This window comes from Pseudomonas sp. A2, from assembly GCF_023100865.1.
Classification (GTDB): Bacteria; Pseudomonadota; Gammaproteobacteria; order Pseudomonadales; family Pseudomonadaceae; genus Aquipseudomonas; species Aquipseudomonas asiatica.
In genome coordinates, this window is record NZ_CP039131.1 from 1 (window position 1) to 17,733 (window position 17,733).

The 17,733-nt window shown below is 57.9% G+C and carries 18 protein-coding genes; 7 read left to right on the forward strand and 11 right to left on the reverse strand.

What is annotated here, in order from left to right; genetic code table 11:
* The 3 genes from rhaD to rhaB all read right to left on the reverse strand — a co-directional run.
* On the reverse strand, positions 1–447 hold a 447-nt coding region (gene rhaD / locus E5221_RS28560), incomplete at its 3' end, for a rhamnulose-1-phosphate aldolase (RefSeq protein WP_247847782.1).
* A gap of 149 nt (positions 448–596) precedes the next feature.
* A complete protein-coding gene (gene rhaA / locus E5221_RS28565; RefSeq protein ID WP_004150375.1) occupies positions 597–1,856 on the reverse strand; it encodes an L-rhamnose isomerase in 1,260 nt (419 codons plus the stop codon).
* The gene (gene rhaB / locus E5221_RS28570; RefSeq protein ID WP_029884102.1) at positions 1,853–3,319 is read right to left on the reverse strand and encodes a rhamnulokinase; all 1,467 of its coding nucleotides are present in this window, start codon (positions 3,317–3,319) and stop codon (positions 1,853–1,855) included. The genes rhaA and rhaB overlap by 4 nt, the downstream gene beginning before the upstream one ends.
* A gap of 310 nt (positions 3,320–3,629) precedes the next feature.
* Here rhaB and rhaS point away from each other — a divergent pair, with 310 nt between their 5' ends.
* Both rhaS and rhaR read left to right on the forward strand, forming a co-directional pair.
* Complete coding sequence (gene rhaS / locus E5221_RS28575; protein WP_002882888.1) at positions 3,630–4,466, forward strand: HTH-type transcriptional activator RhaS; 837 nt, start codon at positions 3,630–3,632, stop codon at positions 4,464–4,466.
* A gap of 73 nt (positions 4,467–4,539) precedes the next feature.
* The gene (gene rhaR / locus E5221_RS28580; RefSeq protein ID WP_002882891.1) at positions 4,540–5,385 is read left to right on the forward strand and encodes an HTH-type transcriptional activator RhaR; all 846 of its coding nucleotides are present in this window, start codon (positions 4,540–4,542) and stop codon (positions 5,383–5,385) included.
* A gap of 32 nt (positions 5,386–5,417) precedes the next feature.
* Here the strand turns inward: rhaR and rhaT are convergent, their stop codons facing one another.
* The gene (gene rhaT, locus E5221_RS28585) at positions 5,418–6,452 is read right to left on the reverse strand and encodes an L-rhamnose/proton symporter RhaT (RefSeq protein WP_002882892.1); all 1,035 of its coding nucleotides are present in this window, start codon (positions 6,450–6,452) and stop codon (positions 5,418–5,420) included.
* Positions 6,453–6,741: 289 nt separating this feature from the next.
* Here rhaT and sodA point away from each other — a divergent pair, with 289 nt between their 5' ends.
* Together sodA and yiiM are read left to right on the forward strand one after the other, a co-directional pair.
* Positions 6,742–7,362: a superoxide dismutase [Mn] gene (gene sodA, locus E5221_RS28590; RefSeq protein WP_002882894.1), complete on the forward strand. Its 621-nt coding sequence runs from the start codon at positions 6,742–6,744 to the stop codon at positions 7,360–7,362.
* 72 nt (positions 7,363–7,434) lie between these two features.
* Complete coding sequence (yiiM, locus tag E5221_RS28595) at positions 7,435–8,109, forward strand: 6-hydroxyaminopurine reductase (protein ID WP_002882896.1); 675 nt, start codon at positions 7,435–7,437, stop codon at positions 8,107–8,109.
* Positions 8,110–8,176: 67 nt separating this feature from the next.
* On the opposite strand, the gene cpxA is transcribed toward yiiM, so the two are convergent.
* Both cpxA and cpxR read right to left on the reverse strand, forming a co-directional pair.
* Positions 8,177–9,550 (reverse strand): envelope stress sensor histidine kinase CpxA, encoded by a 1,374-nt coding sequence (gene cpxA / locus E5221_RS28600; protein WP_002882898.1) that lies wholly within the window; start codon positions 9,548–9,550, stop codon positions 8,177–8,179.
* Complete coding sequence (gene cpxR / locus E5221_RS28605; RefSeq protein WP_002882901.1) at positions 9,547–10,245, reverse strand: envelope stress response regulator transcription factor CpxR; 699 nt, start codon at positions 10,243–10,245, stop codon at positions 9,547–9,549. The genes cpxA and cpxR overlap by 4 nt, the downstream gene beginning before the upstream one ends.
* 149 nt (positions 10,246–10,394) lie before the next feature.
* Between cpxR and cpxP the strand changes: the two genes are divergently transcribed.
* The 3 genes from cpxP (at position 10,395) to pfkA (ending at position 13,118) form a co-directional block, all read left to right on the forward strand.
* Positions 10,395–10,898, forward strand: coding sequence for a cell-envelope stress modulator CpxP (gene cpxP / locus E5221_RS28610; protein WP_002882903.1), 504 nt, complete (start codon positions 10,395–10,397; stop codon positions 10,896–10,898).
* Positions 10,899–11,056: 158 nt separating this feature from the next.
* The gene (gene fieF / locus E5221_RS28615; protein WP_002882907.1) at positions 11,057–11,959 is read left to right on the forward strand and encodes a CDF family cation-efflux transporter FieF; all 903 of its coding nucleotides are present in this window, start codon (positions 11,057–11,059) and stop codon (positions 11,957–11,959) included.
* Positions 11,960–12,155: 196 nt separating this feature from the next.
* A complete protein-coding gene (gene pfkA, locus E5221_RS28620) occupies positions 12,156–13,118 on the forward strand; it encodes a 6-phosphofructokinase (protein WP_002882911.1) in 963 nt (320 codons plus the stop codon).
* A 61-nt stretch (positions 13,119–13,179) separates the two neighbouring features.
* On the opposite strand, the gene rraA is transcribed toward pfkA, so the two are convergent.
* From rraA to ftsN, 5 genes are all read right to left on the reverse strand, one after another.
* Positions 13,180–13,665: a ribonuclease E activity regulator RraA gene (rraA, locus tag E5221_RS28625; RefSeq protein WP_002882913.1), complete on the reverse strand. Its 486-nt coding sequence runs from the start codon at positions 13,663–13,665 to the stop codon at positions 13,180–13,182.
* 92 nt (positions 13,666–13,757) lie between these two features.
* Positions 13,758–14,678, reverse strand: coding sequence for a 1,4-dihydroxy-2-naphthoate polyprenyltransferase (menA, locus tag E5221_RS28630; protein ID WP_002882914.1), 921 nt, complete (start codon positions 14,676–14,678; stop codon positions 13,758–13,760).
* A 69-nt stretch (positions 14,679–14,747) separates the two neighbouring features.
* On the reverse strand, positions 14,748–16,082 hold the full coding sequence (hslU, locus tag E5221_RS28635; protein ID WP_029884101.1) for an HslU--HslV peptidase ATPase subunit: 1,335 nt from the start codon (positions 16,080–16,082) through the stop codon (positions 14,748–14,750).
* A 9-nt stretch (positions 16,083–16,091) separates the two neighbouring features.
* Complete coding sequence (hslV, locus tag E5221_RS28640; protein WP_002882918.1) at positions 16,092–16,622, reverse strand: ATP-dependent protease subunit HslV; 531 nt, start codon at positions 16,620–16,622, stop codon at positions 16,092–16,094.
* Between the two features lie 91 nt (positions 16,623–16,713).
* Complete coding sequence (gene ftsN, locus E5221_RS28645) at positions 16,714–17,664, reverse strand: cell division protein FtsN (protein WP_004901737.1); 951 nt, start codon at positions 17,662–17,664, stop codon at positions 16,714–16,716.
* Positions 17,665–17,733 lie beyond the last annotated feature (69 nt).

Here is a 17,733-nt window from a genome sequence, read left to right on the forward strand (position 1 = left end):
GGCGATCAGGTTGGTGGCATGGCAGTGCATGATCACCCGGTCTTTGCCGCCGGTCAGTTTGATGCGCTCGCTGTGCGACAGGAAGTGTGCCGGCAGCTCGGAGGTCGGGACGGCATCCTCCGTCAGGCCCCACAGGATATGGTATCCCGCGCCGTCGCTGTCGACCTTCACCACGCCGAGGTTAGCGGCCGGGTCGAGCTGGACGTTACGGAAGAATTTGCCGGAGCCGGTGACGATAAACGGCTGGTTGGCCAGGGTTGGCATCGGCTGGCTGAGGGCGATATAGCGCGGTTTGGCGTGGAAATCCGCCGCGTAAGGTTCGATATCCGCTTCATCCAGACGCAGCGTCAGGTTGCCGCCGTTGCGTTCGTCCCAGCCTTTCAGCCAGGCGTCGGAGGTGGCTTTGATCATGCCCTGGACGAACCAGGCGTCGATAATGGTCTGCATAGTCTTGTCTTTCCTGTTGATTCGGTGCGGGGTTGACCCCCTCACCCTAAATATGTGCGTGCCCCCGGATTGCGCCGTAAACGGCTTATCCGGGCTACCGGTTCGTAGCCCGGGTAAGGCGTCAGCCGCGACCCGGGGAAGCCCGTGCATTACCCGCGCTGGCTCAGAACCGCATTCTCATAAGCCCGTACGCTGTCCAGCCACTGGCTGCCCGCCGGCGTGTCGTGACGCTGACAGTACATCTCCCAGATGGCCTGCCACGGCAGCGATTTTTGCTCTTCGAGCAGCGCCAGGCGGGCGGTGTAATCGCCGTCGTTCTCCAGCTGGCGCAGCTGGGCGGTCGGTTCCAGCAGGGCGCGCAGCAGCGCTTTTTTCATATTGCGGGTGCCAATCACCCAGGCCGCGATGCGGTTGATGGAGGCATCGAAGAAGTCGAGGCCGATGTGCACGCGGTCAAACAGGTTATGGCGAATGATTTCGCTGGCGATGGCCTGGGTTTCATCATCCAGCAGCACCACGTGGTCGCTGTCCCAGCGCACCGGGCGGCTGACGTGCAGCAGCAGGCGCGGGATGTAGAGCATGGCGGCGGAGATCTTGTCGGAGATCACTTCCGTCGGATGGAAGTGGCCGGCATCGAGGCACAGCGCCGTCTGACGGCTGGTGGCGTAACCCATATAGAACTCGTTGGAGCCGACGGTGTAGCTTTCGGCGCCGATGCCGAACAGCTTGCTCTCCACGGCGTCGATATGGTGCGCCGGGTCGAGCTTCTCGCTGATCACCTCATCCAGGGCGTTCAGCAGCCGCTGGCGCGGGGCGAAGCGGTCAACGGTTATATCCTTCATGCCGTCCGGCACCCAGATATTCATCACCGACGGCGTGCCCAGCTGTTCGCCAAAATAAGCGGATACGCGGCGGCTGGCTTTGCAGTGGTCGATCCAGAACTGGCGAATCTCATCGTTGGCGTGCGACAGGGTAAAGCCGTCGGCGCTCAGCGGATGCGAGAAGCAGGAGGGGTTGAAATCCAGCCCCAGTTTGTTGGCTTTCGCCCACGTAACCCAGTTTTTAAAGTGCTCCGGCTTAATCTCATTGCGCGCTACCGGCGCGTCGGATTCCAGGTAAATAGCGTGCAGATTGAGACGCTTTGGCCCCGGGATCAGGCTCAGCGCCTGCTCAAGGTCGGCGCGGAGTTCTTCTGCATTGCGCGCTTTGCCCGGGTAGTTGCCGGTCGCCTGGATGCCGCCTGTCAGGCTTCCCGCTGGGTTTTCGAAACCGGCGACGTCGTCACCCTGCCAGCAGTGCATGGAGACGGGCAGACGGTCCAGCTGGCGCAGGGCCTCCTCGACATCCACGCCGACGGCGGCGTAGCGCTGCTTAGCAATTTCCCAGGCTTGTTCAAGTTGAGTGGTCATGCGCAAAGCTCCTTGGTCTGTTGTGGCTGAAACTGCGCCACGAAACGGGCAATTTCACTATCAGGATTGGGGGTAAAAGTGGTGAGCGCCGCGTTGCCGCGCACTACCTGACGAAACTCATCGACATTGGCCAGCTCGTCGAGGGTCATTAACTGGATGCCGATATTGCCGAGGGTAGAGGCCTCTATCGGGCCGGCCACGACGGCGATCCCGCAGGCGTCAGCGCACAGCTGGTTGAGCAGCGTGTTCTGACTGCCGCCGCCGACGATATGCAGCTGGCTGAAGGGGTGGCCGCGCAGCGCCGCCAGCTCGTTAAGCACCCGGGCGTAGAGCAGCGCCAGGCTGTCGAAAATGCAGCGCGCCAGTTCGGCATCGCTTTCAGGAACCGGCTGCCCGGCGTCGCGACAGGCGGCCTGGATCTCGGCGCTCATACTGGCCGGGTTGATAAAGCGGTCATCGTTGCAGTCAATTATGAAGCGGCACGCCGGTAGCGCGGCGGTGCGGGCGATCAGCCCCTGCAGGTCGCTGACGTTTTGCTCTTTTAGCACCCGCTGCAGCAGCCACAGGCCCATGATATTTTTCAGCACCCGATAGCGGCCTTCGGCTCCGCCTTCGTTGGTGATATTGGTCTGCAGCGCCGCGTCGCAGGTGTACGGCGTCAGGCTTTCAAACCCCATCAGCGACCAGGTGCCGGAGGAGAGATAGGCGGCATGGCGGTCGGCCAGCGGGGAGGCGATCACCGCGCTGGCGGTGTCGTGGCTGGCGACAGCGACTACCGGAATACGGTTACCCTGCGGGCAGATCCAGTGGCCTATCACATTGCCGGGGTGGGTCGGCTTTCCGAACCACGCCAACGGCGCGCCGGTCCAGTTCAGCAGCGTCTCATCCCAGCTATCGCTGTTAATATTGACCAGCTGGGTGGTGGTGGCGTTGGTATATTCCCAGTTCAGATTGCCGGTCAGGCGGAAGCTGAAATAGTCGGGGATCAGCAGGGCATGGGCAGCCTGACTGACCAGCTCCGGCTGCTGCTCCACCAGCGCGCGCAGCTGATAAAGCGTATTAAACGGCAGAAACTGAATGCCGCTGCGGCGATAGATTTCCGCCCGGCCCAGCTGCGCTTCAGCGTGACGCAGCAGGCCCTGGGTGCGGTCGTCACGATAGGAGATCGGCAGCCCGACGCGCTGACCCTGCTTATCCAGCAGGACATAATCTACCCCCCAGGTATCGATGCCGATACTGTCTATCAGAATGCCCTGCTCACACACTTTCTCCAGCCCGCGGCGGATCTCGCCTTCCAGGCTATCTACATCCCAGCAGTCGAAGCCGTCTACTTTCTGCAGACTATTGGTGAAGCGATGAATTTCGCGCAGCGTCAGGGCGCGCGGCCCGGGCTGATAGCTGGCGAGCATCACCCGCCCGCTGGAGGCGCCTAAATCGACAGCGACACAATGACGAATACTCATGAAACGATCCTTCTTAAAATCATTGTCCGCAGTCTAAAAAAGGCCGTTTACTGACACCTTCTCGCTACGGACAGCCAAAACTGGCCGCTGGCAAGAAAGCAAAGGTGACCGTGAGGGACATCACAGTTTGCGGTTTTAGGGGATGGCTAGGAGGATGTGATGGCCTCCGCAGTTCCGCATCTTTCCGGCTGATTCTTGAAAAAGCGGCAGGATTTACGAATTTCGCGGTCAAAAATTGAAGGCCGGATAGCCAACCCTTCATTACTATCAGCCGGTGACTGATAATTTTTCTCATTACGAGGGTGGCATCATGACCATATTGCACAGTACGGATTTCTTTAAGGCCGGGATCTCGACGGTGGCTATTGAACCCCGCCTCCCTCAGTCGGCCTTTCCGGAACATCACCATGATTTTCATGAAATAGTTATCGTGGAGCAGGGATCGGGTATTCACGTCTTCAATGGCCAGCCCTATACCATCGGCGGCGGTTCGGTCTGTTTTATCCGCGATCACGACCGCCATCTTTACGAGCACACGGATAATCTGTGTCTGACCAATGTGCTCTATCGCGCGCCGGATGCGTTTCGCTTTCTCGCCGGGGTCAGTCAACTACTGCCCCAGGAACAGGAAGGAAACTACCCCTCGCACTGGCGGGTGAATCAAACCGTCCTGCAACAGGTGCGGCATATCGTGGCGCAGATCGAGGCCGTGGGGAGCGATACGGATACTCATGCCGTCGCCAGCCGTGAGATCCTGTTTATGCAGCTGCTGGTGCTGTTACGTAAAAGCAGCCTTGCGGAAGAGGCCACCAACAACGATGCGCGGCTGAATCAGCTGTTGGCCTGGCTCGAAGACCATTTTGCGCAGGAGATCTGCTGGGAGGAGGTGGCGGCGCAGTTTTCGCTGTCGCTGCGTACGCTGCACCGCCAGCTAAAGCAGCAGACCGGTCTGACGCCACAGCGCTATCTTAATCGGGTGCGCCTGATGAAAGCCCGCCACCTGCTGCGCCACAGCGATGAAAGCGTGACTGATATCGCTTATCGCTGCGGCTTCGGCGACAGTAACCACTTTTCGACGCTTTTTCGCCGGGAGTTCGACTGGTCGCCGCGCGATATCCGTCAGGGGCGCGACGCCATTCTTCAGTAACGCGAGAAGAGTCAACGTATTGCAGACTAAAAACGCGAATAATGCGCCGTTATCCGCGTTTGGAGTGTGAGCCGTGGCCGGTCTGATTTTACGTAAAGAGGAGTTTTTCCCTTCCGCCACACAGGCAGTGGCGGTGGCAGACCGCTACCCGCAAAATGTCTTTGCCGAACATACCCATGAGTTCTGCGAGCTGGTGCTGGTGTGGCGAGGCAACGGGCTGCACGTCCTTAACGATCGCCCCTGGCGCATTACCCGCGGCGATCTGTTCTACATTCGCGCCGAAGATAAACACTCCTATGCTTCCGTTAACGATCTGGTTCTGCAGAACATCATCTATTGCCCGGAGCGGCTGCAGCTCAATTTTGACTGGGCCGGGGCGATCCCTGGCCTCTTCGGCACGCCGTGGAAGCCCCACTGGCGCATGGGCAGCACAGGTATGGCGCAGGCGCGCCAGGTGATTAGCCAGCTTGAGCATGAGTGCGCCCGGCGCGACGCGCAGGGAAATGCGATGGCCGAACTGCTTTTTGCCCAGCTGGCGCTGACGCTGCAGCGCCATCGCTACGCGACGGATGATCCCGCGGCGACGCAGCGCGAAGCGCTGCTGGACAAACTGCTGGCCGCGCTGGCGGCCAGCCTTAGCCGCCCCTTTGTTCTGGAGCGTTTCTGCGAGCAGGAGGGCGGCAGCGAGCGGGCGCTTCGCCAGCAGTTTCGCCAGCAAACCGGGATGACCATCAATCACTATTTACGCCAGCTGCGGATCTGCCATGCGCAGTATCTGCTGCAGCATACCGAGCGCTTAATCGGCGATATCGCCATGCAGTGCGGCTTTGAGGACAGTAACTACTTTTCGGTGGTTTTTAGCCGGGAAATCGGCATGTCGCCGGGGCAATGGCGGCAGCGCAGTCGCGCCGCCGCCTGAAGAGCGTCGTTGTCAGGCAGATGATCCGGTGATTAACTGGCCATTCCCAGACCGACGATATTGGCGGCGATGATAATCACCACGCAGCCGAGGCTCAGGACGCTCACCGGACGGCGGCCGGCATTGTTCCACTCCTTCAGCACCAGACCCACCACACCGCCGCACAGCACGTAGAAACTCATGTGCAGCATCCAGCTCATATAATCATACTGCGCCGGAATGCTGGCGTGGCCCCAGGCATAGAAGAAGAACTGGAGGTACCACATCAGACCGCCGAGGGCGGAGAGCAGAAGGTTGCTGATGATAAGCGGTTTGGCCAGCGAGAAATCGGCTTTAACTGACAGGTTCTTCACTTTCGCCAGACGAATAAAGCAGAAGCCAAGGTTAACCAGCGCCCCGCCGCCCATAATCACCACGTAGCTTGGCAGCGCTGCGTACAGCGGGTCGACGCCGAGCGCCGCGGCGGCATCATGCATCGGTTTGGCGGCGTTCATCGCGAACGACATCCCTGCGGAGAAGATACCGCACATTACCGCCAGCAGAAGCCCTTTCTTCAGATTGAACTCTTCGGCTTTGATGCCCATTTTGCGCTCTTTCAGCTGGCCTGCGCGGGTGACGATGCCGACGCCAATCACCGCCACCAGCACGCCGAGCAGCGTCATTTGACCGCCCTGGGTGTGCATCAGCACTGCAAACTGACCGTTAATAATCGGCGTCATCAGCGTGCCGACAATCAGCGTGATGCCAATGGCGATGCCAATCCCCATCGACATGCCAAGATAGCGCATGGTCAGGCCATAGTTGATATTACCAATGCCCCACATGGCGCCGAACAGAAAGACCGGCAGCAGCGTGGAGGCGCTAAAAGAGCGGTAGTAGGCCCAGAAGTCGGGTAACAGCGTGGCGCTGATGGCCCAGGGCAGAATCAGCCAGGAGACGATCCCCCCGACCGACCACATGGTTTCCCACGACCAGTGTTTTACTTTCTTGAACGGGGCATAGAAACAGGCGGCACTGGCGGCCCCTATCAAATGCCAAAAAATACCCATCGTAATCGCGTGGTTCATTGATTTTATCCTCATCTTTTTTTATCGGAGACGGCGGCTTCCGATGGGATGAGTGTAAAAATTGGCCGCTTTGGCCGCCTTCAGGACGTTGCCACAGGATGGCGAACCCTGGCAACCATGGGCTTAATTAGTTGTTCTACATCACAAAACGACGGGTATTTCTTCTGGTTATATCCATATGAAAAATACGGCATTGATAAGCATTTTCAATACCATTTAATTAACTATAATGGACAAACTGCTTACGCGGCGTTAACACTTGAGCCGCTCGACAATAATGGAGATGATTATGAGCTATACCCTGCCATCCCTGCCTTACGCTTACGATGCTCTGGAACCGCACTTCGACAAGCAGACGATGGAGATCCATCACACTAAACACCACCAGACCTACGTGAACAATGCCAACGCCGCGCTGGAAAGCCTGCCGGAGTTCGCTAACCTGTCCGCTGAAGAGCTGATTACCAAGCTGGATCAGCTGCCGGCTGACAAAAAAACCGTACTGCGTAACAACGCCGGCGGCCACGCGAACCACAGCCTGTTCTGGAAAGGCCTGAAAACCGGTACCACCCTGCAGGGCGACCTGAAAGCGGCTATCGAGCGCGATTTCGGTTCCGTGGAGAACTTCAAAGCGGAATTCGAAAAAGCCGCTGCTACCCGTTTCGGCTCCGGCTGGGCGTGGCTGGTCCTGAAAGGTGACAAACTGGCCGTTGTCTCCACCGCCAACCAGGATTCCCCGCTGATGGGCGAAGCCATTTCCGGCGCTTCCGGCTTCCCGATTATCGGCCTGGACGTCTGGGAACACGCTTACTACCTGAAATTCCAGAACCGCCGCCCGGACTACATCAAAGCCTTCTGGGACGTAGTGAACTGGGACGAAGCTGCAGCGCGTTTTGCCGCCAAAAAATAAGGTTGCATTGCGCTAAAAGAGAAGCGAGTCTGATGACTCGCTTTTTTTATATCTGTAGCAAGGAGAGCAGCCATGCATTATCCGGTGAATGTCTTTGTCGGCAAAATCAGGGACTACGCGGGCAGTCGCCCCAGCGCGATCGACAAAATCCAGGTCGACGGAGAATTGCAGCTCGGCGATCTCGGTCTCGATGGGGACCAGCAGGCGGAGAAGAAAATCCACGGCGGGCCGGACCGCGCGCTGTGTCATTATCCGCGCGAACACTATGCCGACTGGATCCGTGACTTCCCCCAGCAGGCCGAGCGGTTCTGCGCGCCGGCGTTCGGCGAAAACCTCTCCACCACCGGGCTTACCGAGCAAAACGTTTATATCGGCGATATCTTTCGCTGGGGCGAGGCGCTGATCCAGGTCACCCAGCCGCGATCGCCGTGCTTCAAGCTCAACTTTCATTTTGCGATCAATGATATGGCGCAGCTGATGCAAAACAGCGGAAAAACCGGCTGGCTGTACCGGGTGATTGCCGGAGGGCAAGTTTCCAGCGATGCGCCGCTCGAGCTGGTTTCCCGGCTGAGTGATGTCAGCGTTCATGAGGCCGGGGCGATTGCCTGGCAGATGCCGTTTGATGATGATCAGTACCACCGCTTACTGTCGGCAGCGGGCCTGTCTGTTAGCTGGAGCCGAACGATGCAGAAACGGCGTTTAAGCGGCAAGATAGAGGATAGTTCGCGGAGATTATGGGGGAAATAATCCCCCATATTAAGTATTCCCGGGGATGCTCCCGGCGCAGCGCCGCACAGCGCAGGCCGGGTCGGCGTCAGGTTCGTTTATACAGCGGCAGCCAGATTGTTAAACGCAGACCACCCAGCGGGCTGTCGTCGGCCTTCACCCAGCCGCGGTGCTGCTGAATAGCGGTTTCGACAATCGCCAGCCCCAGGCCGGTGCCGCCGGACTCGCGGTCGCGCGCCTCGTCGGTCCGGTAGAATGGCCGGAAAATCTGTTCGCGATCCTCCGGGCTGACTCCCGGGCCGTCGTCATCGACGTTAACCGTAATCCCGTCTTTATCCACCGAGAAGCTGACGGAAATTTTCGTATGCGAGTAGCGCAGGGCGTTGCGCACGATATTCTCCAGCGCGCTTTCCAGCGCATTGGGGTTACCGTACAGCGGCCATGGGCCCGGCGGATACTCAACGGTGAAAGATTTCCCCATCTGCTCGGCTTCAAACGCCGCATTGTCCAACACTTCGTTCCATAGCTGATTGGCTTTCACCGTCTCGCTGACCAGGGCGTTTTTCGCCTGATTGCGCGACATCACCAGCAGGTCGTTGATCATGCTGTCCAGCCGGTGCGCTTCGGTTTCGATACGCTCCAGCTCCTTGCTCTCTCCGCTGCGGCGGCGCAGCAGGGCGGTACCTAATTGCAGGCGCGTAAGCGGCGTGCGCAGCTCGTGCGAGATATCGGACAGCAGCCGCTGCTGGCTGGTCATCATCCGCTCCAGGGCCGTCACCATCTGGTTAAAACTGGCGCCAGCGGCTAAAAACTCCTGCGGCCCGGCTTCCAGCTCCGGATGCTGGCGCAGGTTGCCCTGGGCGACTTCATCGGCGGCATTTTTCAGCTTACGCGCCGGTTTCGCCAGGCTCCACGCCAGCCACAGCAGCAGCGGGGCGCTGACCAGCATCGTGACGATCAGCAGCAGCAGCGGCCGGTCAAACAGCAGGTTGATAAAGTCGGATTGTGAGGTGCTGGCGGGACGAATCAGATAGAGCTGATAGTTATCCTCCCCGTCCCGGACGGAAAACGGGCCCACCATTTCCAGGCGGCCATAGCGTTTTTTCTGCGGATGATCGGCGTTATCGGCCTGGCCGATAAAGTTACGAATGATCTGCATTTCGTTGCGTTCTGCGCCGATCACGCGGCCTTCGCTGGTCACCAGCAGCAGGCGTTGTCCCGGAGGCGCCCATTTATCGATGGCGCGAAACAAACGACGCCACCACATCAGGTCGTTTGGCGGATCGTTGGCCAGCTCGGCCTCGACGTGCTGCTCGATCATGATGCCCTGACGCTGCTCGCTTTCCAGCAGCTCGGTCATCTGCCGGGAATCCAGTTTGGGCAACATCAGCACCAGCATCAACACCAGCGCCAGCGTGAGCCAGAAGATGGCGAAGATGCGTGCAGTCAAACTTCCAATCATGAAGCGGAAACCATCAGATACCCGCGGCCACGCAGCGTTTTAAACCACGGATGGCCATCTTTGCGCTCCGGCAGCTTACGCCGCAGGTTGGAAATATGCATATCGATGGCGCGGTCGAACGGCGTCAGGCGCTTGCCTAACACTTCCTGGCTTAAATGCTCACGGGAGACTACCTGACCGAGATGCTGCGCTAACAGATAGAGCAGGGTGAACTCGGTGCCGGTGAGCTCCAGCGTCTGGCCATCGAAATTGGCTTCCTGGCGGCCCGGATTGAGGCTTAAGGCATCCACTTCCAGGGTTGGTGAGCCGGCTTCGGTCGTCTGCTGCTGCTCGCTCCAGTGGGAACGGCGCAGAATCGCGCGTATACGGGCCACCAGCTCGCGATCGTTGAATGGCTTAGGCAAATAGTCATCCGCGCCCAGCTCGAGGCCGAGAACGCGATCCAGCTCGCTTCCGCGCGCTGTTAGCATGATAACCGGAGTCTGGTGTGTCTGACGCAGCTCTTTCAGCGTATCAATACCGTTTTTCTTCGGCATCATCACGTCGAGCAGCAATAAATCAACGCTGTCGTCCAGAAGGGCCAGCGCCTGTTCCCCATCATGGGCCACCAGCACGTTAAAACCTTCCATATCGAGCAGCTCTTTTAACAGGGAGGTGAGCTCCCGGTCATCATCAACTAACAGGATTTTATTCATTGTTTAAATACCTCCGAGGCAGAAATTACGTCATCAAGGCCCGCTAATCCATGACTTTACGTTGTTTTACACCCCCTGACGCATGTTTGCAGCCTGAATCGTAGACTGTCTCTCGTTGAATCGCGACACAAACGTTTTGGGAGTATGTGATGCGCAATGTTATCGCTGCCGTCATGGCCTCAACGCTGGCGCTAAGTGCATATAGCCAGGCCGCTGAAGTCGTTACCAGCGTTAACTGGCTCCCCGGAGACGACGGGGGACAGCGCGGTAGCCAAAGCCATATGTTTGACGGCATAAGTTTAACCGAGCAGCAACGTCAGCAGTTACGGGATCTTATGCAACGGGCACGCCACGACAGGCTCCCCGTTAATGTTAGCGAAATGGAGACAATGCATCGCCTTGTCACCGCAGAAAATTTTGATGAAAACGCTGTGCGCGCTCAGGCAGAAAAGATGGCGCAGGAACAGGTTGCCCGCCAGGTCGAGATGGCTAAGGTTCGCAACCAGATGTACCACCTGCTTACGCCAGAGCAGCAAGCGGTTTTAAATGCTAAGCACCAGCAGCGTATGGATCAGTTGCGTGAGGTTGCAAGGATGCAGAAAGGCTCAGCGATGATGCTTTCGAGTAGTAGCAACACCCTGCAACCCCAGTAACAAACCCTGTTTTCCTTGCCATAGACACCATCCCTGTCTTCCCCCACATGATGTGGGGGTTTTTTTTGCCCTTTTTACGGTAAATCAACTCCTTCGCCTATCCCGTGAGCGTCACAAGTTCGGGTTATACTAAGCGCATTGCAGGAGAAGGAGCCTATATGAATCAATCTTATGGCCGGTTGGTCAGTCGCGCCGCTATCGCCGCGACGGCTATGGCCTCCGCGTTACTTTTGATCAAAATTTTTGCGTGGTGGTATACCGGTTCTGTCAGTATTCTGGCTGCGCTGGTGGATTCGCTGGTGGACATTGCCGCCTCGCTGACCAACCTGCTGGTGGTTCGCTATTCGCTACAGCCTGCTGATGAAGAACATACCTTTGGTCATGGCAAAGCGGAGTCGCTGGCGGCGCTGGCGCAAAGCATGTTTATCTCCGGCTCGGCGCTGTTCCTGTTTCTCACCGGCATTCAGCACCTGGTGCGTCCGGAGCCGCTGCAGGCCGCCGGCGTCGGGGTCGTCGTCACATTGATCGCCCTCGTTAGTACGCTGGCGCTGGTGACTTTCCAGCGCTGGGTGGTGCGAAAAACCCAGAGCCAGGCGGTGCGGGCGGATATGCTTCATTATCAGTCTGATGTTATGATGAACGGCGCCATTCTGGTGGCGCTGGGCCTCTCCTGGTACGGCTGGCATCGCGCCGACGCGTTGTTTGCCCTGGGGATTGGCATCTATATTTTATATAGCGCGCTGCGGATGGGCTATGAGGCGGTTCAGTCACTACTCGACCGCGCCTTGCCTGACGAGGAGCGTCAGGACATTATCACCATCGTGACCGCATGGCCCGGCATCCGCGGGGCGCACGATCTACGAACGCGGCAGTCAGGGCCGACCCGCTTTATTCAGATTCATTTGGAAATGGAAGATAACCTCCCGCTGGTGCAAGCCCACGTGATTGCAGACCAGGTGGAGCAGGCGATTCTGCGCCGTTTCCCGGGGTCCGATGTCATTATCCATCAGGATCCCAGCTCTGTGGTGCCAGCGGCGCAGCAGGGCTTTTTTGAGCGTTAGGTTATAGTCTGTAAACTCGATGTAAAAATGTGGGGCAGATCGGCATTTTTTGTATAAATTACCGCCGTTTGGTCTGACCTGAATCAATTCAGCTTGAGGCGTTTGATATACTATTGTCATTAGCGTCGTGCACTCCTGGTGAGGGAGCGCTTCAGGCAACAGAATTATTTTTTGCTTCCTAAGTTCAGAGGTAGTCATGATTAAGAAAATCGGTGTGTTGACAAGTGGCGGTGATGCGCCGGGCATGAACGCAGCAATTCGTGGCGTTGTGCGCGCGGCATTAACGGAAGGTCTGGAAGTTTTTGGAATCTATGACGGTTACCTCGGATTGTATGAAGACCGTATGGTTCAGCTCGACCGTTACAGCGTTTCCGACATGATCAACCGCGGCGGCACCTTCCTGGGCTCCGCTCGCTTCCCGGAATTCCGCGAAGAACACATCCGCGCTGTGGCTATCGAAAACATGAAGAAGCGCGGCCTGGACGCGCTGGTGGTTATCGGCGGTGACGGTTCCTATATGGGGGCGATGCGCCTGACCGAGATGGGCTTCCCATGCATCGGCCTGCCGGGCACTATCGACAACGATATCAAAGGCACTGACTACACCATCGGCTTCTTTACTGCCCTGAGCACCGTGGTGGAAGCGATTGACCGTTTGCGCGACACCTCCTCTTCGCACCAGCGTATCTCCGTGGTGGAAGTGATGGGCCGTTACTGTGGCGACCTGACCCTGGCGGCGGCGATTGCCGGCGGCTGTGAGTTTATCATGGTGCCTGAAGTGGAATATACCCGTGACGATCTGGTGGCAGAAATCAAAGCCGGTATCGCGAAAGGGAAAAAACACGCTATCGTGGCCATCACCGAGCACATGTGCGACGTTGACGAGCTGGCAAGCTACATCGAGAAAGAGACTGGCCGTGAAACTCGCGCCACCGTCCTCGGCCACATTCAGCGCGGCGGTTCCCCGGTTCCTTACGACCGCATCCTGGCTTCCCGCATGGGCGCCTATGCGATTGAGCTGCTGCTACAGGGCCATGGCGGCCGTTGCGTCGGCATCCAGAACGAGAAGCTGGTGCACCACGACATCATCGATGCCATCGAGAACATGAAGCGTCCGTTCAAGAACGACTGGCTGGATTGCGCGAAGAAACTGTACTAAGTTACGCGCCGGATAAACAAAAGGCCTTCTCATGGAGAAGGCCTTTTTTATGGCGGAAGGTTTATTCGATATCCAGCGGGTCTTCCGACAGGATCATCCCGGTGTTATCGGCATACAGATGGTCGCCGGAGAAGAAAGTCACCCCGCCGAAATTGACGCGCACGTCGCTTTCGCCGATGCCTTCGCCAGCCGCGCCGACCGGAATAGCCGCCAGCGCCTGAATACCAATGTCCAGCTCCTCAAGGTCGTCAACCTGGCGCACCGCGCCATAGACCACCAACCCTTCCCATTCATTCTGGACGGCCAGACGCGCCAGGTCAGCGTCAATTAACGCGCGTCGTACTGAGCCGCCGCCGTCGATCAGGAGAATATGACCACGGCCATTCTGCTCGAGCAGATCGTAGAGCAACCCGTTATCCTCGAAACATTTAACCGTAATGATCTGTCCACCAAACGACGACCGTCCTCCAAAGTTAGAGAACAGCGGTTCCACGACGTTGACATCTTCCTGGTAGATGTCACAAAGCTCGGAAGTATCGTATTTCATAGGCTTAACGTTCAGTTGCTGCGAGAGTTTTTAGTATATCCCGCGAATCGCATTGTTGGCAAAATCATCAATTGTTAATTGATATTTGTCAGTTAAGCCATCAGCTTACTGGCAATAATTCCGATAACAAACAGCAGGTTGGTTAGTAAAGCCCCTTTGACCGTCTTTTCGAGCATTGGCCGCATCGCCAGCGGATCGGATTCGCGCAGGACGTAGCGCGCCTGTTTCACCAGCAGCGGCGTGGCGAGAATAAACAGCCAGCCCCAGGCTGAATGCAGCGCCAGCAGGTTAAACAGCGCCAGACACAGCAGGGCGCCGAGCAGCAGGCAGGCATGATAGCGGCGGGCATTGACCGGGCCCAGGCGCACGGCGAGGGTGTTCTTCCCGTTCTGCCGGTCGCTGTCGATATCGCGCAGATTATTGATGTTCAGCACGGCGGTCGCCAGCAGACCGCAGGCTGTCGCCGGCAGAAAAATGGCCGCTTCCACATTATGGGCTTGCAGATACCAGCTGCCGAGGACGCTCAGCCAGCCGAAGAAAACGAGTACTGAGATATCACCCAGACCAATATATCCATACGGACGGGTGCCCACCGTGTAGGTGATGGCGGCCACGATAGACAGGCCTCCCAGGGCGAGGAAGCCGATGAAATCGCCGACGCTCTGCCAGGCGGCGCACAGCAGCGCCAGACCAAACAGGCAGATGAGTACGACGGTGACGATCAGAGCGCGCTTCATCTGCTGGGGGGTAATCACCCCTTTCTGCATCCCGCGCAGCGGCCCGATGCGATCCGGTTTATCGCTCCCCTTAACCGCGTCGCCGTAGTCATTGGCGAGGTTGGAAAGAATTTGCAGCAAGCCGGCGGTGATCAGCGCCAGCAGGGCAACCCAGGGATCAAAATGGCCCTGCTCCCAGGCAAGGACGGTGCCAACAATAATCGCGGCAAATGCCAGCGGTAACGTTTTAGGACGCAGGCTTTCCAGCCACGCCTGTGAACGGCTGATATCAGTCATAGTTATTCTAGCCAATAAAAATGGGGGCGATAGCCCCCATCAACAGTGATGAAAATGCATTGCACCGGATTATAGGATAAAACGGCTCAGATCTTCATCTGCCACCAGAACATCCAGGTGTTTACTCACATATTCGGCATCAATAGTGATGGTCTGGCCGTTCATCTCGCTGGCATCATAGGAGATATCTTCCACCAGGCGCTCCAGCACGGTGTGCAGGCGACGCGCACCGATGTTCTCGGTGGTTTCGTTTACCTGCCATGCGGCCTGGGCGATGCGCTTGATGCCGTCTTCGGTGAATTCGATGTTCACCCCTTCGGTCGCCATCAGCGCCTTGTACTGCACGGTGATGGAGGCATTCGGCTCGGTCAGGATGCGCTCGAAGTCGTGGGTGGTCAGCGCCTTCAGCTCAACGCGGATCGGCAGACGCCCCTGCAGTTCCGGGATCAGATCGGATGGGCTGGCCACCTGGAATGCGCCGGAGGCGATAAACAGGATGTGGTCGGTCTTGACCATCCCATGTTTGGTGGAGACGGTGCAGCCTTCCACCAGCGGCAGCAGGTCGCGCTGTACGCCTTCGCGGGAGACGTCCGGGCCGGAGGTGTTGCCGCCGCGCTTACAGATTTTGTCGATTTCGTCGATAAAGACGATACCGTGCTGCTCTACAGCGTCGATGGCTTCCTGCTTCAGCTCTTCCGGATTGACCAGTTTGGCCGCTTCTTCTTCAATCAGAAGCTTCATCGCGTCTTTGATTTTCAGCTTACGCGGTTTCTGCTTCTGACCGCCGAGGTTCTGGAACATAGACTGCAGCTGGCTGGTCATCTCTTCCATGCCCGGAGGGGACATGATTTCAACGCCCATCGGCGCCGCAGCGAGATCGATTTCAATCTCTTTATCGTCCAGCTGGCCTTCACGCAGTTTTTTACGGAACGCCTGGCGCGCTGCAGACGGTTCCTGCGACGGCTCAGTCTGGCCCCAGTTGTTCTTCGCCGGTGGGATCAGCACGTCAAGCACGCGCTCTTCCGCCAGCTCTTCCGCGCGGTAACGGTTCTTATCGATGGACTGCATGCGAACCATTTTGATCGCCGCATCGGTCAAATCGCGGATGATGGAGTCCACTTCTTTACCGACATAGCCCACTTCGGTGAACTTCGTCGCTTCAACTTTGATAAACGGCGCGTTGGCCAGTTTTGCCAGACGACGGGCGATTTCGGTTTTACCGACGCCGGTTGGGCCGATCATCAGAATGTTTTTCGGCGTGACTTCATGACGCAGCTCTTCGTTAAGCTGCATCCGACGCCAGCGGTTACGCAGGGCGATAGCAACAGAACGCTTGGCGGCGTCCTGACCGATAATGTGTTTGTCCAGTTCGCTGACAATTTCGCGTGGGGTCATTTCAGACATGGGAGATCCTTACGCTTTAGAAGGTAATTCTTCGATGGTGTGGAAATGGTTGGTATAGATGCAGATATCACCTGCAATATCCAACGCTTTCTCGGCGATGTCGCGCGCGCCCATATCGGTATTTTCCAACAGCGCGCGGGCCGCGGCCTGGGCGTAAGGACCGCCGGAGCCGATAGCAATCAAATCGTTTTCCGGCTGTACCACGTCACCGTTACCGGTGATGATAAGCGACGCGTTTTCGTCCGCGACGGCCAGCAGCGCTTCCAGTTTGCGCAACATCCGGTCAGTTCGCCAGTCTTTGGCCAGCTCAACGGCGGCCTTCACCAGATGGCCCTGGTGCATTTCCAGTTTACGTTCAAACAGTTCGAACAGCGTGAAGGCGTCGGCGGTGCCGCCAGCGAAACCGGCAATCACTTTGTCGTTGTACAGACGACGCACTTTCTTCACATTGCCCTTCATCACGGTGTTGCCCAGCGTGGCCTGGCCATCACCGGCAATAACAACATGGCCGTTACGGCGAACACTTACAATTGTAGTCACGAGCAGACCCCTTGGTTGCAAAAGCGGAACAGGGGCCCCGCGCTGTCCGCGGGGCCGAATGCAATTATAGATGGGGGGGATTTTGAGGGTTTCAACCCCTGGCGGCGAGACGAATGCAGTTCGCGTGTCCAGCCATCTTCAGGCGGGTGATCATCTCGTTGGCGCTTTCTTTGCCTTTCAACGGGCCAATAACCACGCGGTTCCAGCCGTTGTTAGTGGTAATGTGCGAAGCAAACCCTTCGAAAGCCAGCTGAGCGCGGACGGTTTCGGCCTGCTCGGCGCCTTTAAAAGAGCCGCACTGGATCATCCAGCTACGATCGTCTTTCTTCTCGGCAGTGGTTTTCGGCGCTTCTTCCACCCGAGCTACCGGCGCCGCGGCCTGGGTACGCGGCTGCGTGGTATTGGTATGCGCTGGCGTCTGCAGCAGATCCTGGTACGGCTGCTGGTTTGACGCGGTCTGCTTCGGCTGTTGCTGCTGAACCGGCTTCGGCTGCTGTTGGACGGTCTGCGCCTGAGTCTGCGCCCACTGTTGCTGCTGCGCCTGCTGCTGTTGCTGCGCTAAACGCTGACGCTGAAGCGTCTGCTGGCGCTGCGCCGGCGTTTGTTCGTTCCATGGCACTTCGGTCAGCTGGGTCGGCTGCTGGCGCATATCGGCCTGCATCTGGGCGAGCAGCTGGCGCTGCTCGTCGGTCAGCTGTTCCGGTTTCATGACTTCGCCACCGGCGGTCGGTTCGGTCGGCGCGCGGACGCCAGGCTGGCGGCTTTCCAGCTCTTTAATATAGCGCCAGCGCTCTTCCGGTTTGGGCGGCAAGCCGTTGCCGGCGGCCTGGCGATTTTGCATCGCTTCCGCTTCTTCTTTCTTATGATGCGTAATGAAATAGAGGCCACCGATAAAGGCCACCAGCACAGCCGCCGCGATCGCCACCATCGCCGGTGAAATCGCCGGAAGGCTGCTTTGCTTATTCCTTGAGCTTCGGGTCGTGCTCTTTTTGCGCCGCGAAGAAGCCGGTTGGCTGCGGCGTACATAATCTCGTTGTGCCACTATCGTTTCGCTGTCTTATATTCGTTCGTCAGCCCGCCATGTTACTTAAGCGGCGGGCCTTTGACCAGA

Excerpts from the sequence above, each read along its gene's own strand:
- yiiM (WP_002882896.1), top strand. The coding sequence starts at position 7,435 with ATGCATTATCCGGTGAATGTCTTTGTCGGCAAAATCAGGGACTACGCG.
- fieF (WP_002882907.1), top strand. The coding sequence starts at position 11,057 with ATGAATCAATCTTATGGCCGGTTGGTCAGTCGCGCCGCTATCGCCGCG.
- sodA (WP_002882894.1), top strand. The coding sequence starts at position 6,742 with ATGAGCTATACCCTGCCATCCCTGCCTTACGCTTACGATGCTCTGGAA.
- pfkA (WP_002882911.1), top strand. The coding sequence starts at position 12,156 with ATGATTAAGAAAATCGGTGTGTTGACAAGTGGCGGTGATGCGCCGGGC.
- cpxA (WP_002882898.1), bottom strand. The coding sequence starts at position 9,550 with ATGATTGGAAGTTTGACTGCACGCATCTTCGCCATCTTCTGGCTCACG.
- rhaS (WP_002882888.1), top strand. The coding sequence starts at position 3,630 with ATGACCATATTGCACAGTACGGATTTCTTTAAGGCCGGGATCTCGACG.
- menA (WP_002882914.1), bottom strand. The coding sequence starts at position 14,678 with ATGACTGATATCAGCCGTTCACAGGCGTGGCTGGAAAGCCTGCGTCCT.
- rraA (WP_002882913.1), bottom strand. The coding sequence starts at position 13,665 with ATGAAATACGATACTTCCGAGCTTTGTGACATCTACCAGGAAGATGTC.
- rhaA (WP_004150375.1), bottom strand. The coding sequence starts at position 1,856 with ATGACCACTCAACTTGAACAAGCCTGGGAAATTGCTAAGCAGCGCTAC.
- rhaT (WP_002882892.1), bottom strand. The coding sequence starts at position 6,452 with ATGAACCACGCGATTACGATGGGTATTTTTTGGCATTTGATAGGGGCC.
- cpxP (WP_002882903.1), top strand. The coding sequence starts at position 10,395 with ATGCGCAATGTTATCGCTGCCGTCATGGCCTCAACGCTGGCGCTAAGT.
- hslU (WP_029884101.1), bottom strand. The coding sequence starts at position 16,082 with ATGTCTGAAATGACCCCACGCGAAATTGTCAGCGAACTGGACAAACAC.
- cpxR (WP_002882901.1), bottom strand. The coding sequence starts at position 10,245 with ATGAATAAAATCCTGTTAGTTGATGATGACCGGGAGCTCACCTCCCTG.
- rhaB (WP_029884102.1), bottom strand. The coding sequence starts at position 3,319 with ATGAGTATTCGTCATTGTGTCGCTGTCGATTTAGGCGCCTCCAGCGGG.